Source organism: Amycolatopsis rifamycinica, from assembly GCF_000695625.1.
GTDB lineage: Bacteria > Actinomycetota > Actinomycetes > Mycobacteriales > Pseudonocardiaceae > Amycolatopsis > Amycolatopsis rifamycinica.
Map to the genome: position 1 here is coordinate 172,585 of NZ_JMQI01000077.1, position 16,197 is coordinate 188,781.

At 71.8% G+C, this 16,197-nt stretch carries 17 protein-coding genes; 8 read left to right on the forward strand and 9 right to left on the reverse strand.

The features are described 5' to 3' along the window. Positions 1-4 precede the first annotated feature (4 nt). The 4 genes from DV20_RS37980 to pgl are packed head-to-tail and all read left to right on the forward strand — an operon-like array spanning position 5 to position 4,945. Positions 5-1,627: a glucose-6-phosphate isomerase gene (locus tag DV20_RS37980; protein WP_043788274.1), complete on the forward strand. Its 1,623-nt coding sequence runs from the start codon at positions 5-7 to the stop codon at positions 1,625-1,627. Further along, positions 1,624-3,147 (forward strand): glucose-6-phosphate dehydrogenase, encoded by a 1,524-nt coding sequence (zwf, locus tag DV20_RS37985; protein ID WP_043788275.1) that lies wholly within the window; start codon positions 1,624-1,626, stop codon positions 3,145-3,147. Before DV20_RS37980 ends, zwf begins: the two co-directional genes overlap by 4 nt. Next, positions 3,144-4,169 (forward strand): glucose-6-phosphate dehydrogenase assembly protein OpcA, encoded by a 1,026-nt coding sequence (opcA, locus tag DV20_RS37990; protein ID WP_043788348.1) that lies wholly within the window; start codon positions 3,144-3,146, stop codon positions 4,167-4,169. Before zwf ends, opcA begins: the two co-directional genes overlap by 4 nt. Next, complete coding sequence (gene pgl, locus DV20_RS37995; RefSeq protein ID WP_043788276.1) at positions 4,166-4,945, forward strand: 6-phosphogluconolactonase; 780 nt, start codon at positions 4,166-4,168, stop codon at positions 4,943-4,945. The genes opcA and pgl overlap by 4 nt, the downstream gene beginning before the upstream one ends. Before the next feature lie 58 nt (positions 4,946-5,003). Here the strand turns inward: pgl and DV20_RS38000 are convergent, their stop codons facing one another. Beyond that, the gene (locus DV20_RS38000; protein WP_043788277.1) at positions 5,004-5,564 is read right to left on the reverse strand and encodes a TetR/AcrR family transcriptional regulator; all 561 of its coding nucleotides are present in this window, start codon (positions 5,562-5,564) and stop codon (positions 5,004-5,006) included. A gap of 70 nt (positions 5,565-5,634) precedes the next feature. Here DV20_RS38000 and DV20_RS38005 point away from each other — a divergent pair, with 70 nt between their 5' ends. Together DV20_RS38005 and DV20_RS38010 are read left to right on the forward strand one after the other, a co-directional pair. Then, positions 5,635-6,741: an FAD-dependent oxidoreductase gene (locus DV20_RS38005; RefSeq protein WP_043788279.1), complete on the forward strand. Its 1,107-nt coding sequence runs from the start codon at positions 5,635-5,637 to the stop codon at positions 6,739-6,741. Between the two features lie 293 nt (positions 6,742-7,034). Continuing rightward, on the forward strand, positions 7,035-8,234 hold the full coding sequence (locus DV20_RS38010) for a sensor histidine kinase (RefSeq protein ID WP_235191116.1): 1,200 nt from the start codon (positions 7,035-7,037) through the stop codon (positions 8,232-8,234). Positions 8,235-8,498: 264 nt separating this feature from the next. Here DV20_RS38010 and DV20_RS38015 read toward each other — a convergent pair whose 3' ends face one another. The 6 genes from DV20_RS38015 to DV20_RS38040 form a co-directional block, all read right to left on the reverse strand. Continuing rightward, positions 8,499-8,843: an RNA polymerase-binding protein RbpA gene (locus DV20_RS38015; RefSeq protein ID WP_043788280.1), complete on the reverse strand. Its 345-nt coding sequence runs from the start codon at positions 8,841-8,843 to the stop codon at positions 8,499-8,501. A gap of 107 nt (positions 8,844-8,950) precedes the next feature. Then, on the reverse strand, positions 8,951-9,181 hold the full coding sequence (secG, locus tag DV20_RS38020) for a preprotein translocase subunit SecG (protein WP_013224669.1): 231 nt from the start codon (positions 9,179-9,181) through the stop codon (positions 8,951-8,953). Between the two features lie 127 nt (positions 9,182-9,308). Then, positions 9,309-10,094 carry a triose-phosphate isomerase gene (gene tpiA, locus DV20_RS38025; RefSeq protein WP_043788281.1) on the reverse strand — a complete coding sequence of 262 codons (786 nt, stop codon included), beginning with the start codon at positions 10,092-10,094 and terminating at the stop codon, positions 9,309-9,311. Next, complete coding sequence (locus DV20_RS38030) at positions 10,094-11,308, reverse strand: phosphoglycerate kinase (protein ID WP_043788283.1); 1,215 nt, start codon at positions 11,306-11,308, stop codon at positions 10,094-10,096. Before DV20_RS38030 ends, tpiA begins: the two co-directional genes overlap by 1 nt. A 5-nt stretch (positions 11,309-11,313) precedes the next feature. Continuing rightward, positions 11,314-12,318 carry a type I glyceraldehyde-3-phosphate dehydrogenase gene (gene gap / locus DV20_RS38035; protein WP_043788284.1) on the reverse strand — a complete coding sequence of 335 codons (1,005 nt, stop codon included), beginning with the start codon at positions 12,316-12,318 and terminating at the stop codon, positions 11,314-11,316. Positions 12,319-12,859: 541 nt separating this feature from the next. Then, a complete protein-coding gene (locus tag DV20_RS38040) occupies positions 12,860-14,041 on the reverse strand; it encodes a winged helix DNA-binding domain-containing protein (RefSeq protein WP_043788285.1) in 1,182 nt (393 codons plus the stop codon). A gap of 72 nt (positions 14,042-14,113) precedes the next feature. Between DV20_RS38040 and DV20_RS38045 the strand changes: the two genes are divergently transcribed. Further along, positions 14,114-14,758 (forward strand): LysE family translocator, encoded by a 645-nt coding sequence (locus tag DV20_RS38045; protein ID WP_043788286.1) that lies wholly within the window; start codon positions 14,114-14,116, stop codon positions 14,756-14,758. On the opposite strand, the gene DV20_RS38050 is transcribed toward DV20_RS38045, so the two are convergent. Beyond that, positions 14,739-15,107 (reverse strand): ArsR/SmtB family transcription factor, encoded by a 369-nt coding sequence (locus tag DV20_RS38050; RefSeq protein ID WP_043788350.1) that lies wholly within the window; start codon positions 15,105-15,107, stop codon positions 14,739-14,741. The two genes, DV20_RS38045 and DV20_RS38050, sit on opposite strands and share 20 nt — an antisense overlap. A 35-nt stretch (positions 15,108-15,142) precedes the next feature. Between DV20_RS38050 and DV20_RS38055 the strand changes: the two genes are divergently transcribed. After that, complete coding sequence (locus DV20_RS38055) at positions 15,143-15,625, forward strand: YybH family protein (protein ID WP_043788287.1); 483 nt, start codon at positions 15,143-15,145, stop codon at positions 15,623-15,625. A 26-nt stretch (positions 15,626-15,651) separates the two neighbouring features. Here DV20_RS38055 and DV20_RS38060 read toward each other — a convergent pair whose 3' ends face one another. Beyond that, complete coding sequence (locus tag DV20_RS38060) at positions 15,652-16,182, reverse strand: VanZ family protein (protein ID WP_051736301.1); 531 nt, start codon at positions 16,180-16,182, stop codon at positions 15,652-15,654. Between the last annotated feature and the right edge of the window lie 15 nt (positions 16,183-16,197).

Here is a 16,197-nt window from a genome sequence, read left to right on the forward strand (position 1 = left end):
CGACATGACGACAGGTGAGAAAACCGGCGTCGAGATCGTGGACGCCGCACTGGCGGAGCGGGCCGCGCCGCTGGCCGAGCGGCTGGTCGCCGACCAGGCCGCCTCGAAGCTGGCGGCGCAGGACGCGACGCTCTGGGGGCCGGACGCCGAATCCGAGGCGTCGATCCGGCTGTCGTGGACGACGCTGCACAAGTCGTCGCGGCCGCTGATCGGCGAGATCGAGGCGCTGCGGACCGAGCTGCGGAGTGAAGGCGTCGACCGGGTCGTGCTGGCCGGCATGGGCGGGTCGTCGCTGGCGCCGGAGGTGATCACCGCGACCGACGGCGTCGCGCTGACCGTCCTCGACACCACCGACCCCGGCCAGGTCGCCGACGCGCTGGCCGGCGACCTCGAGCGCACGGTGATCGTGGTGTCGTCGAAGTCGGGCGGCACCGTCGAGACCGACAGCCACCGGCGCATCTTCGCGAAGGCGTTCGCCGACGCGGGGATCGACGCGGCGCGGCGCATCGTGGTCGTCACCGACCCGGGCTCGCCGTTCCAGGAACTGTCCGAAAAGGAGGGATACCGCAAGGTGTTCCTCGCCGACCCGCACGTCGGCGGCCGCTACTCGGCCCTGACCGCGTTCGGGCTCGTCCCGGCCGGCCTGGCCGGCGCGGACGTCGCCCGGCTGCTCGACCAGGCCGCTTCGGTGGCCGAGCAGCTCGCCGCGGACTCGGCCGAGAACCCGGCGGTCAAGCTGGCCGCCGCCTGGGCCGCCGCGCACGAGGCCGGTGCCGAGAAGGTCGTGCTGGCCGACACCGGCTCGGGCATCAAGGGCTTCCCGGACTGGGCGGAGCAGCTGATCGCCGAGTCCACCGGCAAGCAGGGCACCGGCCTGCTGCCGGTCGCGGTCGAGGGCCCGGAGGCGGCCGGCTTCGCCGACGCCGGCGACGACGCCACGGCCACCGCGGTCGGCAGCCCGCAGGGGGCGGCGAAGATCGCCGTCACCGGCTCGCTGGGCGCGCAGTTCCTGCTCTGGGAGTTCGCCACCGCGCTGGCCGGCCGGCTGATCGGGATCAACCCGTTCGACCAGCCGGACGTCGAGGCGGCCAAGAAGGCGGCTCGCGCGCTGCTGGACGACCCGGAGAAGCTGAAGGGCGGCGAGACGGCGTCCAATGTGGACGGCGCGGTCGAGATCTTCGGCAGTGACGGCGTTTCCACCGAGGGCAGCCTGACCGACGTGCTCCGGGCGTTCTTCGCCTCGGCGCCGGACGCGGGCTACATCGCGGTGCAGGCCTACCTCGACCGGCTCGACGACGCGTCGACGTCCCTGCTGCGCGCCGAGATCGCCAAGCGCACCGGGAAGCAGACGACGTTCGGCTGGGGCCCGCGGTTCCTGCACTCCACCGGCCAGTACCACAAGGGCGGCCACCAGAACGGCGTGTTCCTGCAGCTCACCGGCGCCGTCGGGCAGGACCTCGACGTGCCGGACCGGCCCTACACGCTGGGGCAGCTGCAGCACGCCCAGGCCCTCGGCGACGGGCAGGTGCTCGCCGAGCACGGCCGCCCGGTGCTGCGCCTGCACCTGACCGACCGGGCCGCGGGCCTCGCGGCCGTCGTCCGCGCGGTACAGGAGGTGGGCGCGTGACCTGGCGCAACCCGCTGCGCGATCCGCGGGACAAGCGGCTCCCGCGGATCGCCGGGCCGTCCAGCCTGGTGATCTTCGGCGTCACCGGCGACCTGGCCCGCAAGAAGCTGATGCCCGCCATCTACGACCTGGCCAACCGCGGGCTGCTGCCCGCGGGCTTCTCCCTCGTCGGGTTCGCCCGGCGCGACTGGGAGCACCAGGACTTCGGCGAGCTCGTGCACGACTCGGTCAAGGAGCACGCGCGGACGCCGTTCAAGGAGTCGGTGTGGAACCGGCTCGCCGAAGGCATCCGGTTCGTGCAGGGCACCTTCGACGACGACGAGGCCTTCGACCGGCTCGCGAAGACGGTCCGCGACCTCGACGAGGAACGCGGCACCGGCGGCAACACCGCGTTCTACCTGTCGATCCCGCCCGGCGCGTTCCCGGTGGTCACCAAGCAGCTGGCCCGCTCCGGGCTGGCGAACGCCGACGAGAAGACCTGGCGGCGCGTGGTCATCGAGAAGCCCTTCGGCCACGACCTGAAGAGCGCCGAAGAGCTCAACGCGATCGTCAACGACGTCTTCCCCGAGGAGTCGGTGTTCCGCATCGACCACTACCTCGGCAAGGAGACGGTGCAGAACATCCTGGCGCTGCGCTTCGCCAACCAGCTGTTCGAGCCGATCTGGAACGCCAACTACGTCGACCACGTGCAGATCACCATGGCCGAGGACATCGGCCTCGGCGGCCGCGCGGGGTACTACGACGGCATCGGCGCCGCCCGGGACGTCATCCAGAACCACCTGCTGCAGCTGCTGGCCTTCACCGCGATGGAGGAGCCGCTGTCGTTCGAGCCGCGGGCCCTGCGCGCGGAGAAGATCAAGGTGCTCTCCGGCGTCACGCCGGTCGGCCCGCTGAGCGAAACCACCGCACGCGGCCAGTACGCGGGCGGCTGGCAGGGCGGCACGAAGGTGCCGGGCCTGCTGCAGGAAGAAGGTTTCGCGAAGGACTCGAAGACCGAGACCTACGCGGCGGTGACCCTCGAGGTGCAGAACCGCCGCTGGGCCGGGGTGCCGTTCTACCTGCGCACCGGCAAGCGGCTCGGCCGCCGCGTCACCGAGATCGCCGTCGTGTTCAAGCGGGCGCCGCACCTGCCGTTCGACTCGACGTCGACCGAGGAGCTGGGGCAGAACGCGCTGGTCATCCGGGTCCAGCCGGACGAGGGCATCACGCTGCGATTCGGCTCGAAGGTGCCGGGGACCACGATGGAGGTCCGCGACGTCACGATGGACTTCGGCTACGGGCACGCCTTCACCGAGTCCTCCCCCGAGGCCTACGAGCGGCTCATCCTGGACGTCCTGCTCGGCGAGCCGTCGCTGTTCCCGGTCAACGAAGAGGTCGAGCTCTCCTGGAAGATCCTCGACCCGATCCTCGACCACTGGGCGAAGGAAGGCGCGCCGGAGCAGTACGCGCCGGGCACGTGGGGCCCGCCGTCCGCCGACGAAATGCTGGAGCGCACCGGCCGGAAATGGAGGCGCCCGTGATCATCGACCTGCCGTCGACCACGACCTCGGCACTCAACAAGAAGCTGGTGGAGATCCGCGAACAGGGCGGCCAGGTCGCGCTGGGGCGCGTCCTGACGCTGGTGATCGTGGCCGACGACGACGCCCATCTCGAAGAGGCCATCGAGGCCGCCAACGGCGCGAGCCGCGAACACCCGTCGCGGGTGATCGTGGTCGCCAAGGGCGCCCGCACGGCGGCCCCGCGCATCGACGGCCAGATCCGGGTCGGCGGCGACGCCGGCGCGAGCGAGGTCATCGTGCTGCGCCTCTACGGCGCGCTGGCCGCGCAGGGTCAGAGCGCGGTGGTGCCCCTGCTGCTGCCGGACGCGCCGATCGTCTGCTGGTGGCCCGGGCCGGGCCCGAAGGACCCGGACAAGGACCCGCTCGGCGAGCTGGCCCAGCGCCGGATCACCGACTCGGCCGCGGAGAAGAACCCGGTCAAGGCGCTGACCACGCGGGCGAAGGCGTACACCGAAGGCGACACCGACCTGGCCTGGACGCGCCTGACGCACTGGCGCGCCCAGCTCGTCTCGGCACTGGACCTGCCGCCGTACGAGAAGATCACCGCCGCGACGGTGACCGGCGAGGCCGACTCGCCGTCGACCGAGCTGCTGGCCGCCTGGCTGGCCGAATACCTGAAGGTGCCGGTCAAGCGGGTCAAGAGCTCGGGCGCGGCCGGGATCATCTCGGTGACGCTCGACCGCCGGTCGGGTCCGGTGGAACTGCACCGCCCGGACGGCCGCGTGGGCACGCTGACCCAGCCGGGCCAGCCGACCCGCCGCATCGCCCTGCAGCGGCGCAGCACGCAGGACTGCCTCGTCGAGGAGCTGCGCCGGCTCGACCCGGACGAGGTCTACGAGGCGGCCCTGCACGGCCTGGGCAAGATCACGTCGGGCACGAACGGCAAGACGGGCGCACCGCCCAAGGCGGACGTGACGTCCCCGGCGGCCGCGGCCGGCTCGGCTGCCTCGGGCGCCTCGGCTGCCTCGGGTGCCAAGAAATGAGCAAGACGGAAGTGGTCGTCTACGCGAACCAGGACCTCCTGGCGGCCGCCGCGGCGGCCCGTCTGGTGACGCGCCTGGTGGACGTCCAGGCGGCCAAGGGTTCGGCGTCGCTGGTGCTGACCGGCGGCGGCACCGGGATCGCGGTGCTGTCGGAGCTGCGGGCTTCGTCGGCCCGCGACGCGATCGACTGGTCCCGCCTGGACATCTACTGGGGCGACGAGCGGTTCGTCCCCGCGGACTCGGACGAGCGGAACGAGAAACAGGCCCGTGAGGCGCTGCTGGACCACGTCCCGTTGGACCCGAAGCGGGTCCACGTGATGGCGCCGTCCGACGGGGAGTTCGGGGACGACGTCGACGCGGCGGCCGCGGCCTACGCCGACGTGCTGGCGTCCCAGGCGGGCCCGGAGGACCACGGCGACGTGCCGTCGTTCGACATCATGCTGCTGGGCCTCGGCGGCGAAGGGCACACCGCGTCGGTGTTCCCCGAGTCCCCGGCGGTGTACGAGACCGAGCGGTCGGTGGTGGCGGTGCGCAACTGCCCGAAGCCGCCGCCGACCCGGGTGTCGCTGACCCTGCCGGCGATCCGGCGGGCGCGTGACGTGTGGCTGTTGACGGCCGGCGAGGCGAAGGCCGACGCGGTGGCGCTGGCTTTGGCGGGCGCCGGTGAGGTGCAGCTGCCGGTGGCCGGAGCCCGCGGGCACCGGCGGACGTTGTGGCTGCTGGACCGCGCCGCGGCGGGCAAGCTCACGAAGGTGTACCAGCCGCCCACGGCTTGAGTGGTATCCGGTGAAGGCCCTCTGCTCCGGCAGGGGGCCTTCCTTCGTTCGCGAGTCCTCACTCCGTGCCCCAGCCACGCTGCAAGCGGGCGAAGATCTCCTCCGCCGCCTGGCGGGGGTGGCTGTCGGCCAGGATCAGCTCGCGCGACGCCAGCGCGAACCGCGCCAGGGCCGCGCAGGCGATGTCGCCCTCCGGGGCGCCGGTCGCCTCGGCGATCGCGCGGGCGAGCGCCGTCTCGTGGCGCATCCACATCCGCCGGGCGTAGTCGCGCAGCGCCGGCTCGCTCTCGATGAGGTGCAGGAACTCGTCGCCGGGGGCGTCCTTGGAGACGCGCAGCAGGTGCTCGCGCAGGGCGTCGACGACCGTGCACCCCGGCGGCCGTCCGTGCACCGCGCCGACCAGGCCCGCCTCGATGTCTTCGTCCTGGTCGAAGACCAGGGCTTCCTTGCTGGGGAAGTACTTGAACAACGTCGTCACCGAGACGTCCGCGGCGTCCGCGACCTCCTTCACCCCGACCTTCTCGTAGCCGCGCTCGAGGAACAGCTCGAGCGCGGCGTCGGCGAGGGCTTTGCGGGTCTGCGCCTTCTTGCGCTCCCGGCGCCCGGTCACTTCGGTCATGGGCTGAAGTCTAACTCACTCAAAAAGTTAAGTCGTTGCACTTTTTGAGTGACTCTGCTTTTGTAGTGACATGACCTTTCCTCGTATCGCGATCGCCGGCGCCGGCCTGGGCGGGCTCGCCTGCGCCCGCGTCCTCCAGCTCCACGGCCTCGACGTCGCCGTCTTCGAACAGGAACCCGCCGCCGGTGCGCGGCCACAGGGCGGCACCCTCGACATGCACGCCGACACCGGCCAAGTCGCCCTGCGCACCGCCGGCCTGACCGAACAGTTCCGCGCGCTGGCCCGGCCGGAAGGCCAGCAGATGCGCGCACTCGACCCGCACACCGCGGAAGCCGTCATCGACGAACTGCCCGCCGAAGGCGACGAATCGCGCCCCGAAATCGACCGCGGCCAGCTCCGCGGCATCCTGCTGGACTCGCTCTCCCCCGGCACCGTCCGCTGGGGACGGCCGGTCGCCGACGTCACCGCGACCGGCATCGGCGCCCGGCTGACCTTCGCCGACGGCGTCTCCCAGGACTTCGACCTGGTCGTCGGCGCGGACGGCGCGTGGTCCCGCGTCCGGCGCGCCCTCACCGGCGTGCGGCCCGAGTACAGCGGGGTCACGTTCGTGGAGTTCGGCCTCGACGACGCCGACCGCCGTCATCCGGCGCTCGCCGCGATGACCGGCCAGGGGACGATGATGACGAAGGTCGACGGGAAGGTGCTCATCGCGCAGCGCACCAGCACCGGCCACATCCGCTGCTACGCCACCTTCTACGCCCCCGAGGACTGGGCCGCCGGCCTCGACTTCGCCGCCGCGGACGCGGTGCGGGACCGCCTGCTCGAGCGGTACGCCGGCTGGCACCCGGACCTGCTCGCGTACCTGCGCGAGCACGACGGCGGGTTCGCGCACCGGCCGCTCCACGTGCTGCCGGTGCCGCACGCCTGGACGACGTCGCCCGGGCTCACCCTGCTCGGCGACGCCGCGCACCTGATGCCGCCGCTCGGCGTCGGCGCGAACCTCGCCCTGCTCGACGGCACCGAGCTGGCGACCGCGCTGGCCACGGCACCGAGCGTCGGGGACGCCGTCCGGGCGTACGAGGCCGGAATGCTGCCGCGGTCGATCGAGACGGCGAAAGCCTGCGCGTCCGGCCTGCACGACCTGTTGAGCGACGACCTCGGGTCCATGGCGGCCTGAGAACCGGGTGCCCAAGGCGACCACACGTGGGTAACATGATTCCCACGATGTGGTCGTCTTGGCGCACCCTGGGCAGTAGATCTCCTACCCTGGGTAGCAACCGCCGCCAACCATCCCCCGGACGGCCCAGCCGATTACGGAATCCGGACGCCGGAACACCGACGGCGGGTGAAACTAACTGTCTCCGTACGCCACCTCGTTAGCATCCGCACATTTGTTCGTCCCTGCGCGTCCCGATCGGGCCCTGAGCGCCTCTCACCAACAAGTCCACAAGACGAATGGGGTCGCCAGCGATGAGTACAGAGGGACTCTCGATTCCAGGCATCTCGATCGCCGGCTCGGGGCCATCGGCCGCCGAGCGGGTGCGCAAGCGTGGCCTGAGCCTGTTCGGCTCGGTGCCCCGCCCCGCTGTGGTCACCTTCGCCATCGAGGCGGCCGCGGTCATCCTGGCCGTCCTCGACGTCTGGCTGGTCATTCCGGAGAAGGCCCAGCCGTACTCGATCTACCTGTCCGGCGCGGCCTGCCTCGCGGTGGTGTTCCGCCGGAAGTTCCCGTTCCTCGCCGTGCTCGTCGCGGTCCCCGGCTTCCTGGCCGGCTGGGCCCAGCTCGCGTCGATGATCACGCTCGGCATGCTCGCCACCCGCCGCCAGCTGCACTGGCAAACCTGGGTCGGCGCGGCGCTGGTCTGGATGTGCCGGTTCGTGCAGTGGCCGCTGGAGGACTTCGCCGAGCTCAGCTGGCGCGAGCACATCCTCGACGGCATCTACGGCGTCCTCGTCGCCGGCATGCCGATCGCCATCGGCCTGCTCGTCGGCGCGCGGACCGAGATTTCGAACAAGCTCGCCGAGCTGGCCACGAGCCGCGACCGCGAGCGCCGCTTCCACGCCGACGCCGTCCGCGCCGAGGAACGCGCCCGGCTGGCCCGCGAGATGCACGACGTCGTCTCGCACCAGATCACGCTGATCGCCATGCAGGCCGGCGCCCTGCAGGCCCAGACCACCGACGACCGGGCGCTGGAGACCGCGCAGGTCATCCGCACGCTGTCCAAGCGGACGCTGGAGGAGCTGCGGTCCCTGGTCAGCGTGCTGCGCGCCGGCTCGGACGACGATGGCCCGCGGCCGGGCATCAACGAGCTCGACCGGCTGATCCGCACGTCCGACGTCCCGGTGCACCTGACGGTGGAGCACCTGCCGGAGGCCCTGCCGAACCAGGTGTCGGCGGCGGCCTACCGCACGGTGCAGGAGTGCTTGACGAACGTCCACAAGCACGCCCCGGGCGCGACGGCGACGATCCGCATCCAGGGTGAGCACGGAGCGCTCAAGATCGAGGTCCGCAACGAGCGGGCCAGCCGCCCGACGGACGGCCTGCCCTCAGGCGGCCACGGCCTGACGGGGCTGGCCGAGCGAGCCCGCCTCCTGGGCGGAAGCTTCGAGACGTCGGGAACCGAGGACGGCGGCTTCCGCGTCCGAGCCCGCTACCCCCTGGACCGCTGACCTCCGGCCCCCGATATCCAGCCTACCGGCGGGCACCGACATTCCCGGAGCCCGTGACCGACCAGCCGACACGCGTGATCCAGAGGTCGACACGCGTGATTGGAGGGTCGACACGGACTCAGCGCCGTGTCGGCTTTCTAATCACGCGTGTCGACCTCCCAATCACGCGTGTCGGCTCTCTGATCACGGGTGAGGCCTGTTCGGGCGCGCGAAAAGCCACCTCGAGGGGTCCGCTTCCCTCGGGGTGGCTTCCAGCTTGAACCGCTAGAGGATTTCCCGGCGCTTGCGCAGGCGGTCGAGCGCCTCCGCCAGGATGGCCTCGCCGTCGGCGTCGCTGCGCCGCTCCTTCACGTAGGCCAGGTGCGTCTTGTACGGCTCGGTCCGCGGCGCGGCCGGCGGGTTCTTCTCGTCCTGCCCGCCCGGGAGCCCGCAGCGGGGGCAGTCCCACTCGTCGGGAATCTCCGCGTCGAGCGCGAACGACGGCCGAGCCTCGTGCCCGTTGGCACACCAGTAGGAGATGCGGCGTCGCGGCGCCGATTCCCCTCGTTCCGATTCGCCCGTAGGACCGGCACCCACCCGGGTGCCCCGAATCGCGTTACCGCCAACCATGAATCCTCACACCTAGGAATCGGCGGCGCGCCCCCCAATAGGCACGCCGAATCGCTGCGCCCCACCGCCTGGACCCGGTCGCGGCCGGCGGCGGAACGCCGGACGCCTCACACCTTGAGCAGCAGACCCAGGCCCACGATGCTGATCAGCCAGACGGCGCCCAGGCCCAGGGTGATCCGGTCGAGGTTCTTCTCGGCCACGCTCGACCCGGCCAGGCTCGACTGCATCCCACCGCCGAACAGCGACGACAGGCCACCGCCCCGGCCCCGGTGCAGCAGCACCGCGACCACCAGGAAGACGCTGGTGACGATCAACAGGATTTGCAGGAACAGCTTCATGTCATCCTCTGGGCTCTAGGAGAATGCAGGGGTACGGCATGGTCGTTTCCGACCACCACCGTACCCCTGGACTCGTCCACTGCTGTGTGACGGACCGGATACACAGGCTACCCGGTCGTGGCCTCGATCAGGGCAGCGGCCCGCCCGCGGCGAGTGCGCAGAGTTTCGTGAACTCCTCGCCGTCGAGGCTCGCTCCGCCGACCAGGGCACCGTCGATGTTCTCGCAGGCCACCAGTTCGCTGATGTTGCCCGACTTCACCGATCCCCCGTAGAGCACCCGGACGGACGAAGCGACCTCGTCGCCGTACTTCTCCTGGAGGGTGGCGCGGATGGCCTTGCAGACCTCTTCGGCGTCGGCCGACGACGCGACCTTGCCGGTGCCGATCGCCCAGACCGGCTCGTACGCGACGACCACGCCGGAGACCTGCTCCGCCTTGAGGCCCTTCAGGCCCTCGATCAGCTGCGTCGTGGTGTGGTGGATGTGCTCGCCGGCCTCGCGGACCTCGAGCTTCTCCCCGATGCAGAGGATCGGCGTGATGCCGTGCTTGAGCGCGGCCTTGACCTTCTTGTTGACAAGCTCGTCGGACTCGGCGTGGTATTCGCGCCGCTCCGAGTGCCCGACCGTGACGAACTTGCAGCCCAGCTTGGCCAGCATCGGCCCGGAGATGTCGCCCGTGTAGGCGCCCGAGTCCTGCGGCGCGACGTCCTGCGCGCCGTAGGTCAGCGACAGCTTGTCGCCGTCGACCAGGGTCTGCACGCTGCGGATGTCGGTGAACGGCGGCAGCACCGCCACGTCGACCTTCGCGTAGTACTTCTCCGGCAGCGCGAAGGCGATCTTCTGCACCAGCGCGATCGCCTCGAGGTGGTTCTGGTTCATCTTCCAGTTGCCGGCGATGAACGGCTTGCGTGCCACTAGTTCTTCTCCTCCAGAGCGGTCACGCCCGGCAGTTCCTTGCCTTCGAGGTACTCCAGCGAGGCCCCGCCGCCGGTGGAGATGTGCGAGAAGCCGTCCTCGGGCAGGCCCAGCTGCCGCACCGCGGCCGCCGAGTCACCGCCGCCGACCACCGTGAACGCGTCGCTCTTCACGAGCGCCTCCGCGACGGCACGGGTGCCGCCCGAGAACGCCTCGAACTCGAACACGCCCATGGGGCCGTTCCAGAAGACGGTCGCGGCGTCGGCCAGCTTGCCCGCGAAGAGTTCGCGGGTCTCCGGGCCGATGTCGAGGCCCTCGCGGTCGGCCGGGATCGCGGTCGCGGCGACGACCTCGTGCTCGGCGTCGGCCGCGAACCCCGTGGCGGCCAGGACGTCCACCGGCAGCACCAGTTCGACGCCGCGCTTCTCGGCCTCGGCGAGGAAGCCCTTCACCTGGTCGAGCTGGTCGGCCTGCAGCAGGGAGTTGCCGACCTCGTGGCCCTGGGCCTTGAGGAAGGTGTACGCCATGCCGCCGCCGATGAGCAGCCGGTCGACCTTGGTCAGCAGGTTCGCGATGACGCCGAGCTTGTCGGACACCTTCGCGCCGCCGAGCACGACCACGTACGGCCGCCGCACGTCGTCGGTCAGCTTCTTCAGCACGTCCAGCTCGGCCAGCACCAGGCCGCCCGCGTACGCCGGGAGCACCGAAGCGACCTCGTAGACCGAGGCCTGCTTGCGGTGGACCACGCCGAAGCCGTCGGAGACGAACGCGCCGCCCGGGACGAGCGCGCCCAGCTCGGCGGCCAGCTCGGAGCGGTCCGCGGCGTCCTTGCTGGTCTCGCGCGCGTCGAAGCGCACGTTCTCCAACAGGACGACGCCGCCGTCGGCCAGGCCGCCGGTCAGCGCCTTGGCGGACTCGCCGACCAGGTCACCGGCCAGCGCGACCTCGGCGCCGAGCAGCTCCGAAAGCCGCTTGGCGACGGGCGCGAGGGTGTACTTCGGGTCCGGCTCGCCCTTGGGGCGGCCGAGGTGCGCGGTGACGACGACCTTCGCGCCCGCGTCGGCGAGCTTCTTGATCGTCGGCAGGGCGGCACGGACCCGGCCGTCGTCGGTGATGCGGTCGGAGTCGAGCGGGACGTTCAGGTCGCTGCGCACGAGCACGTAGCGGCCCTGAACGCCCTCGCCCAGCAGGTCGTCGAGGTTCTTGACGCTCATCGGGTTCAGGACAGCTTCGAACCGACGAGCTTGACCAGGTCGGCGAGGCGGTTGGAGTAGCCCCACTCGTTGTCGTACCAGCCGACGACCTTGACCTGGTTGCCGATGACCTTCGTCAGCGGCGCGTCGTAGATGCAGGACGCCGGGTCGGTGACGATGTCCGCCGACACGATCGGGTCCTCCGAGTAGCGCAGGATGCCCGCGAGGGGGCCCTCGGCGGCGGCCTTGTAGGCGGCGTTGATCTCCTCGACCGTGGCGGCCTTGGACAGGGTGACCGTGAGGTCGGTGGCCGAGCCGGTCGGGACCGGGACGCGCAGCGCGTAGCCGTCCAGCTTGCCCTGCAGCTCCGGCAGGACGAGGCCGATGGCCTTGGCGGCGCCGGTCGAGGTCGGGACGACGCTCAGGGCGGCGGCGCGGGCGCGGCGCAGGTCCTTGTGCGGGGCGTCCTGCAGGTTCTGGTCCTGGGTGTAGGCGTGGACCGTGGTCATCAGGCCCTGCTCGATGCCGAAGGCGTCGTTGAGGACCTTGGCCAGCGGGCCGAGGCAGTTGGTGGTGCAGGACGCGTTCGAGATGATGACCTGCGAGCCGTCGTACTTGTCGTCGTTGACGCCGAGCACGATGGTCAGGTCCTCGCCCTTCGCGGGCGCGGAGATGATGACCTTCTTGGCGCCGCCGGCGATGTGCGCCTTCGCGGCGTCGGCGTTGGTGAAGAAGCCGGTCGACTCGAGGACGACGTCGACGTTCAGCTCGCCCCAGGGCAGGTTGGCCGGGTCGCGCTCGGCGAGGGCCTTGATGGTCTTGCCGTCGACGACGATGCCCTCGTCGCTGACGCTGACCTCACCCGGGAACCGGCCCAGGATGGAGTCGTACTTCAGCAGGTGCGCCATGGTGGCGACGTCGCCGAGGTCGTTGAAGGCGACGACCTCGATGTCCTGGCCGCTGGCCTGCACGGCGCGGAAGAAGTTGCGGCCGATGCGGCCGAAGCCGTTGACACCTACGCGAACGGTCACTGCTGCCACTCCTCTGAGGATCGGCCGGGACCCCCGGCCGTGACTTGCGGGCTCGCGGCCACCCTAGCGTGCGGGCATGCGCGTCCCTGACTGCCCTGACGAGACTTCCACCACTTGGCGAACGGGTCAAGAATCGATTAAGAAGCCGAGGCGTCACCGGGGGTGCTCCGGGCCGGGCGACGGCAGCCGGCGCCGGCGAGCGGAACGCCGGGTGCGGACCCGGTTCCGGCTGGAAGCGACGGCAACGGCGACGATCCGGCGAGGGCGCGCGGGCGGGCGAGAATCCGGGCTTGACCGATTCAGCCACCCGGCGGCCGCGGGGGCCGATGGAGGGCGCTCCGGGGGCGGGACGTGAGGTCGATGACTCGACCGATCCAGCGACCCGGGAGCCCCTCCGCAGCCTTCGCGGCCGGGGTCGCGCCGGCGGCCCCGGCGGCACGGGAGCCGGCCCCCGTTCAGCCCGCCAGCTCGCGCTCCAGGCACGGATCCGGCCCCCGTTCAGCCGCCGGTTCGCCCTCCAGGCACGGGATCCGGCCACGGCTCAGCCCGCCAGCTCGCGCTCCAGCGGCGTGCGGAAGCGCGGCACCGCCCGGATCTCCCCGAACCACTTCGCGCACCGCTCCGCCTCCGCATCCACCAGCGCGCGGGTCTCCGCGTCCACCTCCTCCAGCAGCCTGAACACCACCTCCCCCGAGGCACGCTGGGCCCAGCCGCCGACCACCCGGCCGGACGCCCACACCGTCGGGCCGATGTTGCCGCTGCGGTCGAACAGGGCCGCGCGGTGCGGGCCGAGGAACCACTCGCGGTCCTGCCAGCCCATCGGGGTCGGGTCCAGTGCCGGCAGGAACGCCACCCACGGGGCCGGCACCGGCACCGGGTCGAGGTCGTCCGCCAGCGCCACGCCCGGCACGCCCTCGATGTCGACCTCCACCGGCGACACCGCCGCCAGCGCCTTCTTCGTCTGGCCCGCCGTCCAGCCCGTCCACCACCGCAGGTCGGACACCGGCGCCGGGCCGTACGCGCGCAGCCACCGGCGGGCCAGCTCCGCCCGGGCCTCCTCCGCGCCCCACGGTGGCAGCCCGCCCGGGACCCACTCGTCCAGCGGGTGCCACACGTACTGGGTGCTGAGCCAGCTGCCGCGGGGACGGCCGCGGACGATCCGGCCGCCCGCCGCCAGGAGGAACAGCACCCGGCTCGTCACGTTGCCGATGGCCTCGTACGGCTTGCCCGCCGCCATCAGCAGCTGCTGGCGCAGGCGGGGCTCGTCTTCGCTCAGCTGCTGCGCCGTCGCCGAACCGCGGGCGCGCAGGGCCGCTTCGACCGACGCCTCGACGTCGGCCAGCCACGCCCCCGGCTCCGGCACGTTCTCCGGGTGCCCCTGCTGCCCGAGGTGCTGCTCCAGCAGCTTCCGCTGCTTGACCTCGATGTCCGCCGAGCAGCCCGCCTGCACCAGCGCCGCCGTCTCCAGGCCGGTGACGAACACCGTGCGCCGCATGCCCAGCAACCGCAGCAGCGAACGCTCCTCGTAGAGCGCGCGCTCGACATCGGGCACCGCCGGACCGGCGAGCCGCGCGGACGCGGACAGGTGGACCGTCGCCGGGTCGGTGGCGTGCAGCGCGACGACCCCGGCGACGGCGTCGGCCACCGAGGCCGCGGGCGCGGCGAGGTGGTGGCGGACGGCGAGGCGGGCCCGGCGCTGGTCGGTGCTGATCTTCGGAGGCACCCCGTTTTCCTACCACCGGGCACCGACAAAACCGGCTGGTCGTCTGCCGCGACCGGGCGATAGCCTCGCGAGATGGTCTCCGGCACGCATTTGGCGGCCTTCGCCGCGCTGACGTTCCTCATGATCGTGGTTCCCGGGCCGAGCGTGCTGTTCACGATCAGCCGCGCGCTCACCGTCGGGCGGCGCGACGCGCTGCTCACCGTCGTCGGCAACTCCGCGGGTGTGTACACGCAGGTCGTCGCGGTCGCGTTCGGCCTCGGCGCGCTGGTGACGACGTCCGCGGCGGTGTTCACCGCGATCAAGGTCGGCGGCGCGGTCTACCTGGTGTACCTGGGGATGCAGGCCGTGCGCCACCGCCGGAAGCTGAGCGACGCGATGGCCGCGAAGGTGCGCGCCACGCCCGGGCGCGTGCTGACCGTGCTGCGGGACGGCTTCGTCGTGGGCTTCGCGAACCCGAAGTCGATCGTCTTCCTGGCCGCGCTGCTGCCCCAGTTCGTCGACCCCGCCGCCGGGTCGGTCCCGGCCCAGATGCTCCTGCTCGGGCTGTGCCTGCCCGCGATCGCGCTGGCCACCGACAGCGCGTGGGCGCTGGTCGCCGGCACGGCCCGCGCGTGGTTCGCCCGGTCGCCGAAGCGGCTGGAAATGGTCGGCGGCACCGGCGGTCTCGTCATGATCGGCCTGGGCACCACGCTGGCCTTCACGGGCCGGGGTGACTGAGCACCAGGTCGAGCAACCCCGGGAAGGCGGCGTCGAATTCGGGACGCCGCAGGCGGTTGAGCCGCCGCGGGCCTTCGTCGCGCTGTTCGATCAGGCCCGCCGCGCGCAGCACGGCGAAGTGGTGGCTGCGGGTCGCCTTGGCCACCGGCAGGTCGAACGTGCCGCACGCCTTCGTCCACTCCGGCACGGCCGCCAGCTCGCGCAGGATGCTGCGGCGCACCGGATCGGCGACCGCGGCCAAGGCGTCCTGCAGCGAAACCTGCGCCGGGACCGCGTGCGTGAGCCCGCGCGCCCGCGCAGTGCCCGACGATTGGTTCGACGATTGGTTCGATGATTGTCGTACACTCATCTGGTCGACCTCCATCGAACACTGTAGGAGCAGCGATGCCCCGGCACCTCGAAGCCACTTTCGGCCCCGACGCGCGCAACCGACTCGGCGAAGCTGCCGAGCCCGGCCGGGAGGGGGCGCTGGCCGCGCTCGAATCCTTCTACTACGCCTTCAACCAGCGCGATCTCGAGGTATTCCGCCGGGTCTGGACGCGCGATCCCCTGGCCCAGCTGAACAACCCGCTCGGCGGCATCCTCCGCGGCGGCGAAGCGATCACCGAGCTGTACGACCGCGTCTTCCACGGCCCCGCCCGCGTCACCGTCACGTTGGGCGACATCGTCGAGTACTCCGGCGAAGGCCACGCGGTCTTCGCCGGCCGCGAGACCGGCGAATACCGCGTGACCGAGACCGTCCCCCTGAGCATCCGCACGACACGGTTCTTCGCCTACGAAGACGGCCGCTGGGTGCAGGTCCACCACCACGGCAGCATCGACGACGCCGAAGCGCTCGCCGCCTACCAGCGCGCGATCCGCGGCTGACACCGCTCGGTCGCCACGGCACGGGGTCAGCGCCGGCGAAGCCCGGACGTCTTTCCGCCGGCCGGCCCGGGCGCGCGGTCGGTGAGCGCGATCGTGGCCGTGGCGAGGAGGACGGCGAGGACGGTGCCGAGGGTGTTCATCGTCCAGTCGCCGGTGTCGCAGGCGCGCCCGAGGGCGGGCACCACGGCCTGCACGGCCTCGATCGCGGCGGACAGGCCCGCACCGGCCGCGAGCATCGGCAGCGGCCGCCGGGTGGCCACCGTGGCGAAGAAGACCGGCGGGACGAACAACGCGACATTGGCCAGCAGTTCCACCCTGGTCAGGGTCGGCACGGAGAACTGGACCACGCAGCCGGACTGCCCGGCCCGGCCCGCGGCCGGGACAAGCGTCAGCACGACGACGGGCAGCACCGACAGGGCCACGAGCAGCCAGAGGATGCGTTGCCGGCCCCGGCGGACACGCGCGACCAGGCCGCCGACGCCGACACAGACGACGGCGACCAGGACGAACACCACCGGCACCAGCGCCGAGTGGTCGAGCAGGAAGTCGGTGATCATACGAGAGCCGACCTT

Coding starts and splice junctions, on each gene's coding strand:
- DV20_RS38030 (WP_043788283.1), bottom strand. CDS start 11,308: ATGAGCGTCAAGAACCTCGACGACCTGCTGGGCGAGGGCGTTCAGGGC.
- DV20_RS38005 (WP_043788279.1), top strand. CDS start 5,635: ATGACCTTTCCTCGTATCGCGATCGCCGGCGCCGGCCTGGGCGGGCTC.
- DV20_RS38060 (WP_051736301.1), bottom strand. CDS start 16,182: ATGATCACCGACTTCCTGCTCGACCACTCGGCGCTGGTGCCGGTGGTG.
- DV20_RS38015 (WP_043788280.1), bottom strand. CDS start 8,843: ATGGTTGGCGGTAACGCGATTCGGGGCACCCGGGTGGGTGCCGGTCCT.
- DV20_RS38010 (WP_235191116.1), top strand. CDS start 7,035: ATGAGTACAGAGGGACTCTCGATTCCAGGCATCTCGATCGCCGGCTCG.
- secG (WP_013224669.1), bottom strand. CDS start 9,181: ATGAAGCTGTTCCTGCAAATCCTGTTGATCGTCACCAGCGTCTTCCTG.
- DV20_RS38055 (WP_043788287.1), top strand. CDS start 15,143: ATGCCCCGGCACCTCGAAGCCACTTTCGGCCCCGACGCGCGCAACCGA.
- pgl (WP_043788276.1), top strand. CDS start 4,166: ATGAGCAAGACGGAAGTGGTCGTCTACGCGAACCAGGACCTCCTGGCG.
- DV20_RS38050 (WP_043788350.1), bottom strand. CDS start 15,107: ATGAGTGTACGACAATCATCGAACCAATCGTCGAACCAATCGTCGGGC.
- DV20_RS38045 (WP_043788286.1), top strand. CDS start 14,114: ATGGTCTCCGGCACGCATTTGGCGGCCTTCGCCGCGCTGACGTTCCTC.
- DV20_RS38000 (WP_043788277.1), bottom strand. CDS start 5,564: ATGACCGAAGTGACCGGGCGCCGGGAGCGCAAGAAGGCGCAGACCCGC.
- DV20_RS37980 (WP_043788274.1), top strand. CDS start 5: ATGACGACAGGTGAGAAAACCGGCGTCGAGATCGTGGACGCCGCACTG.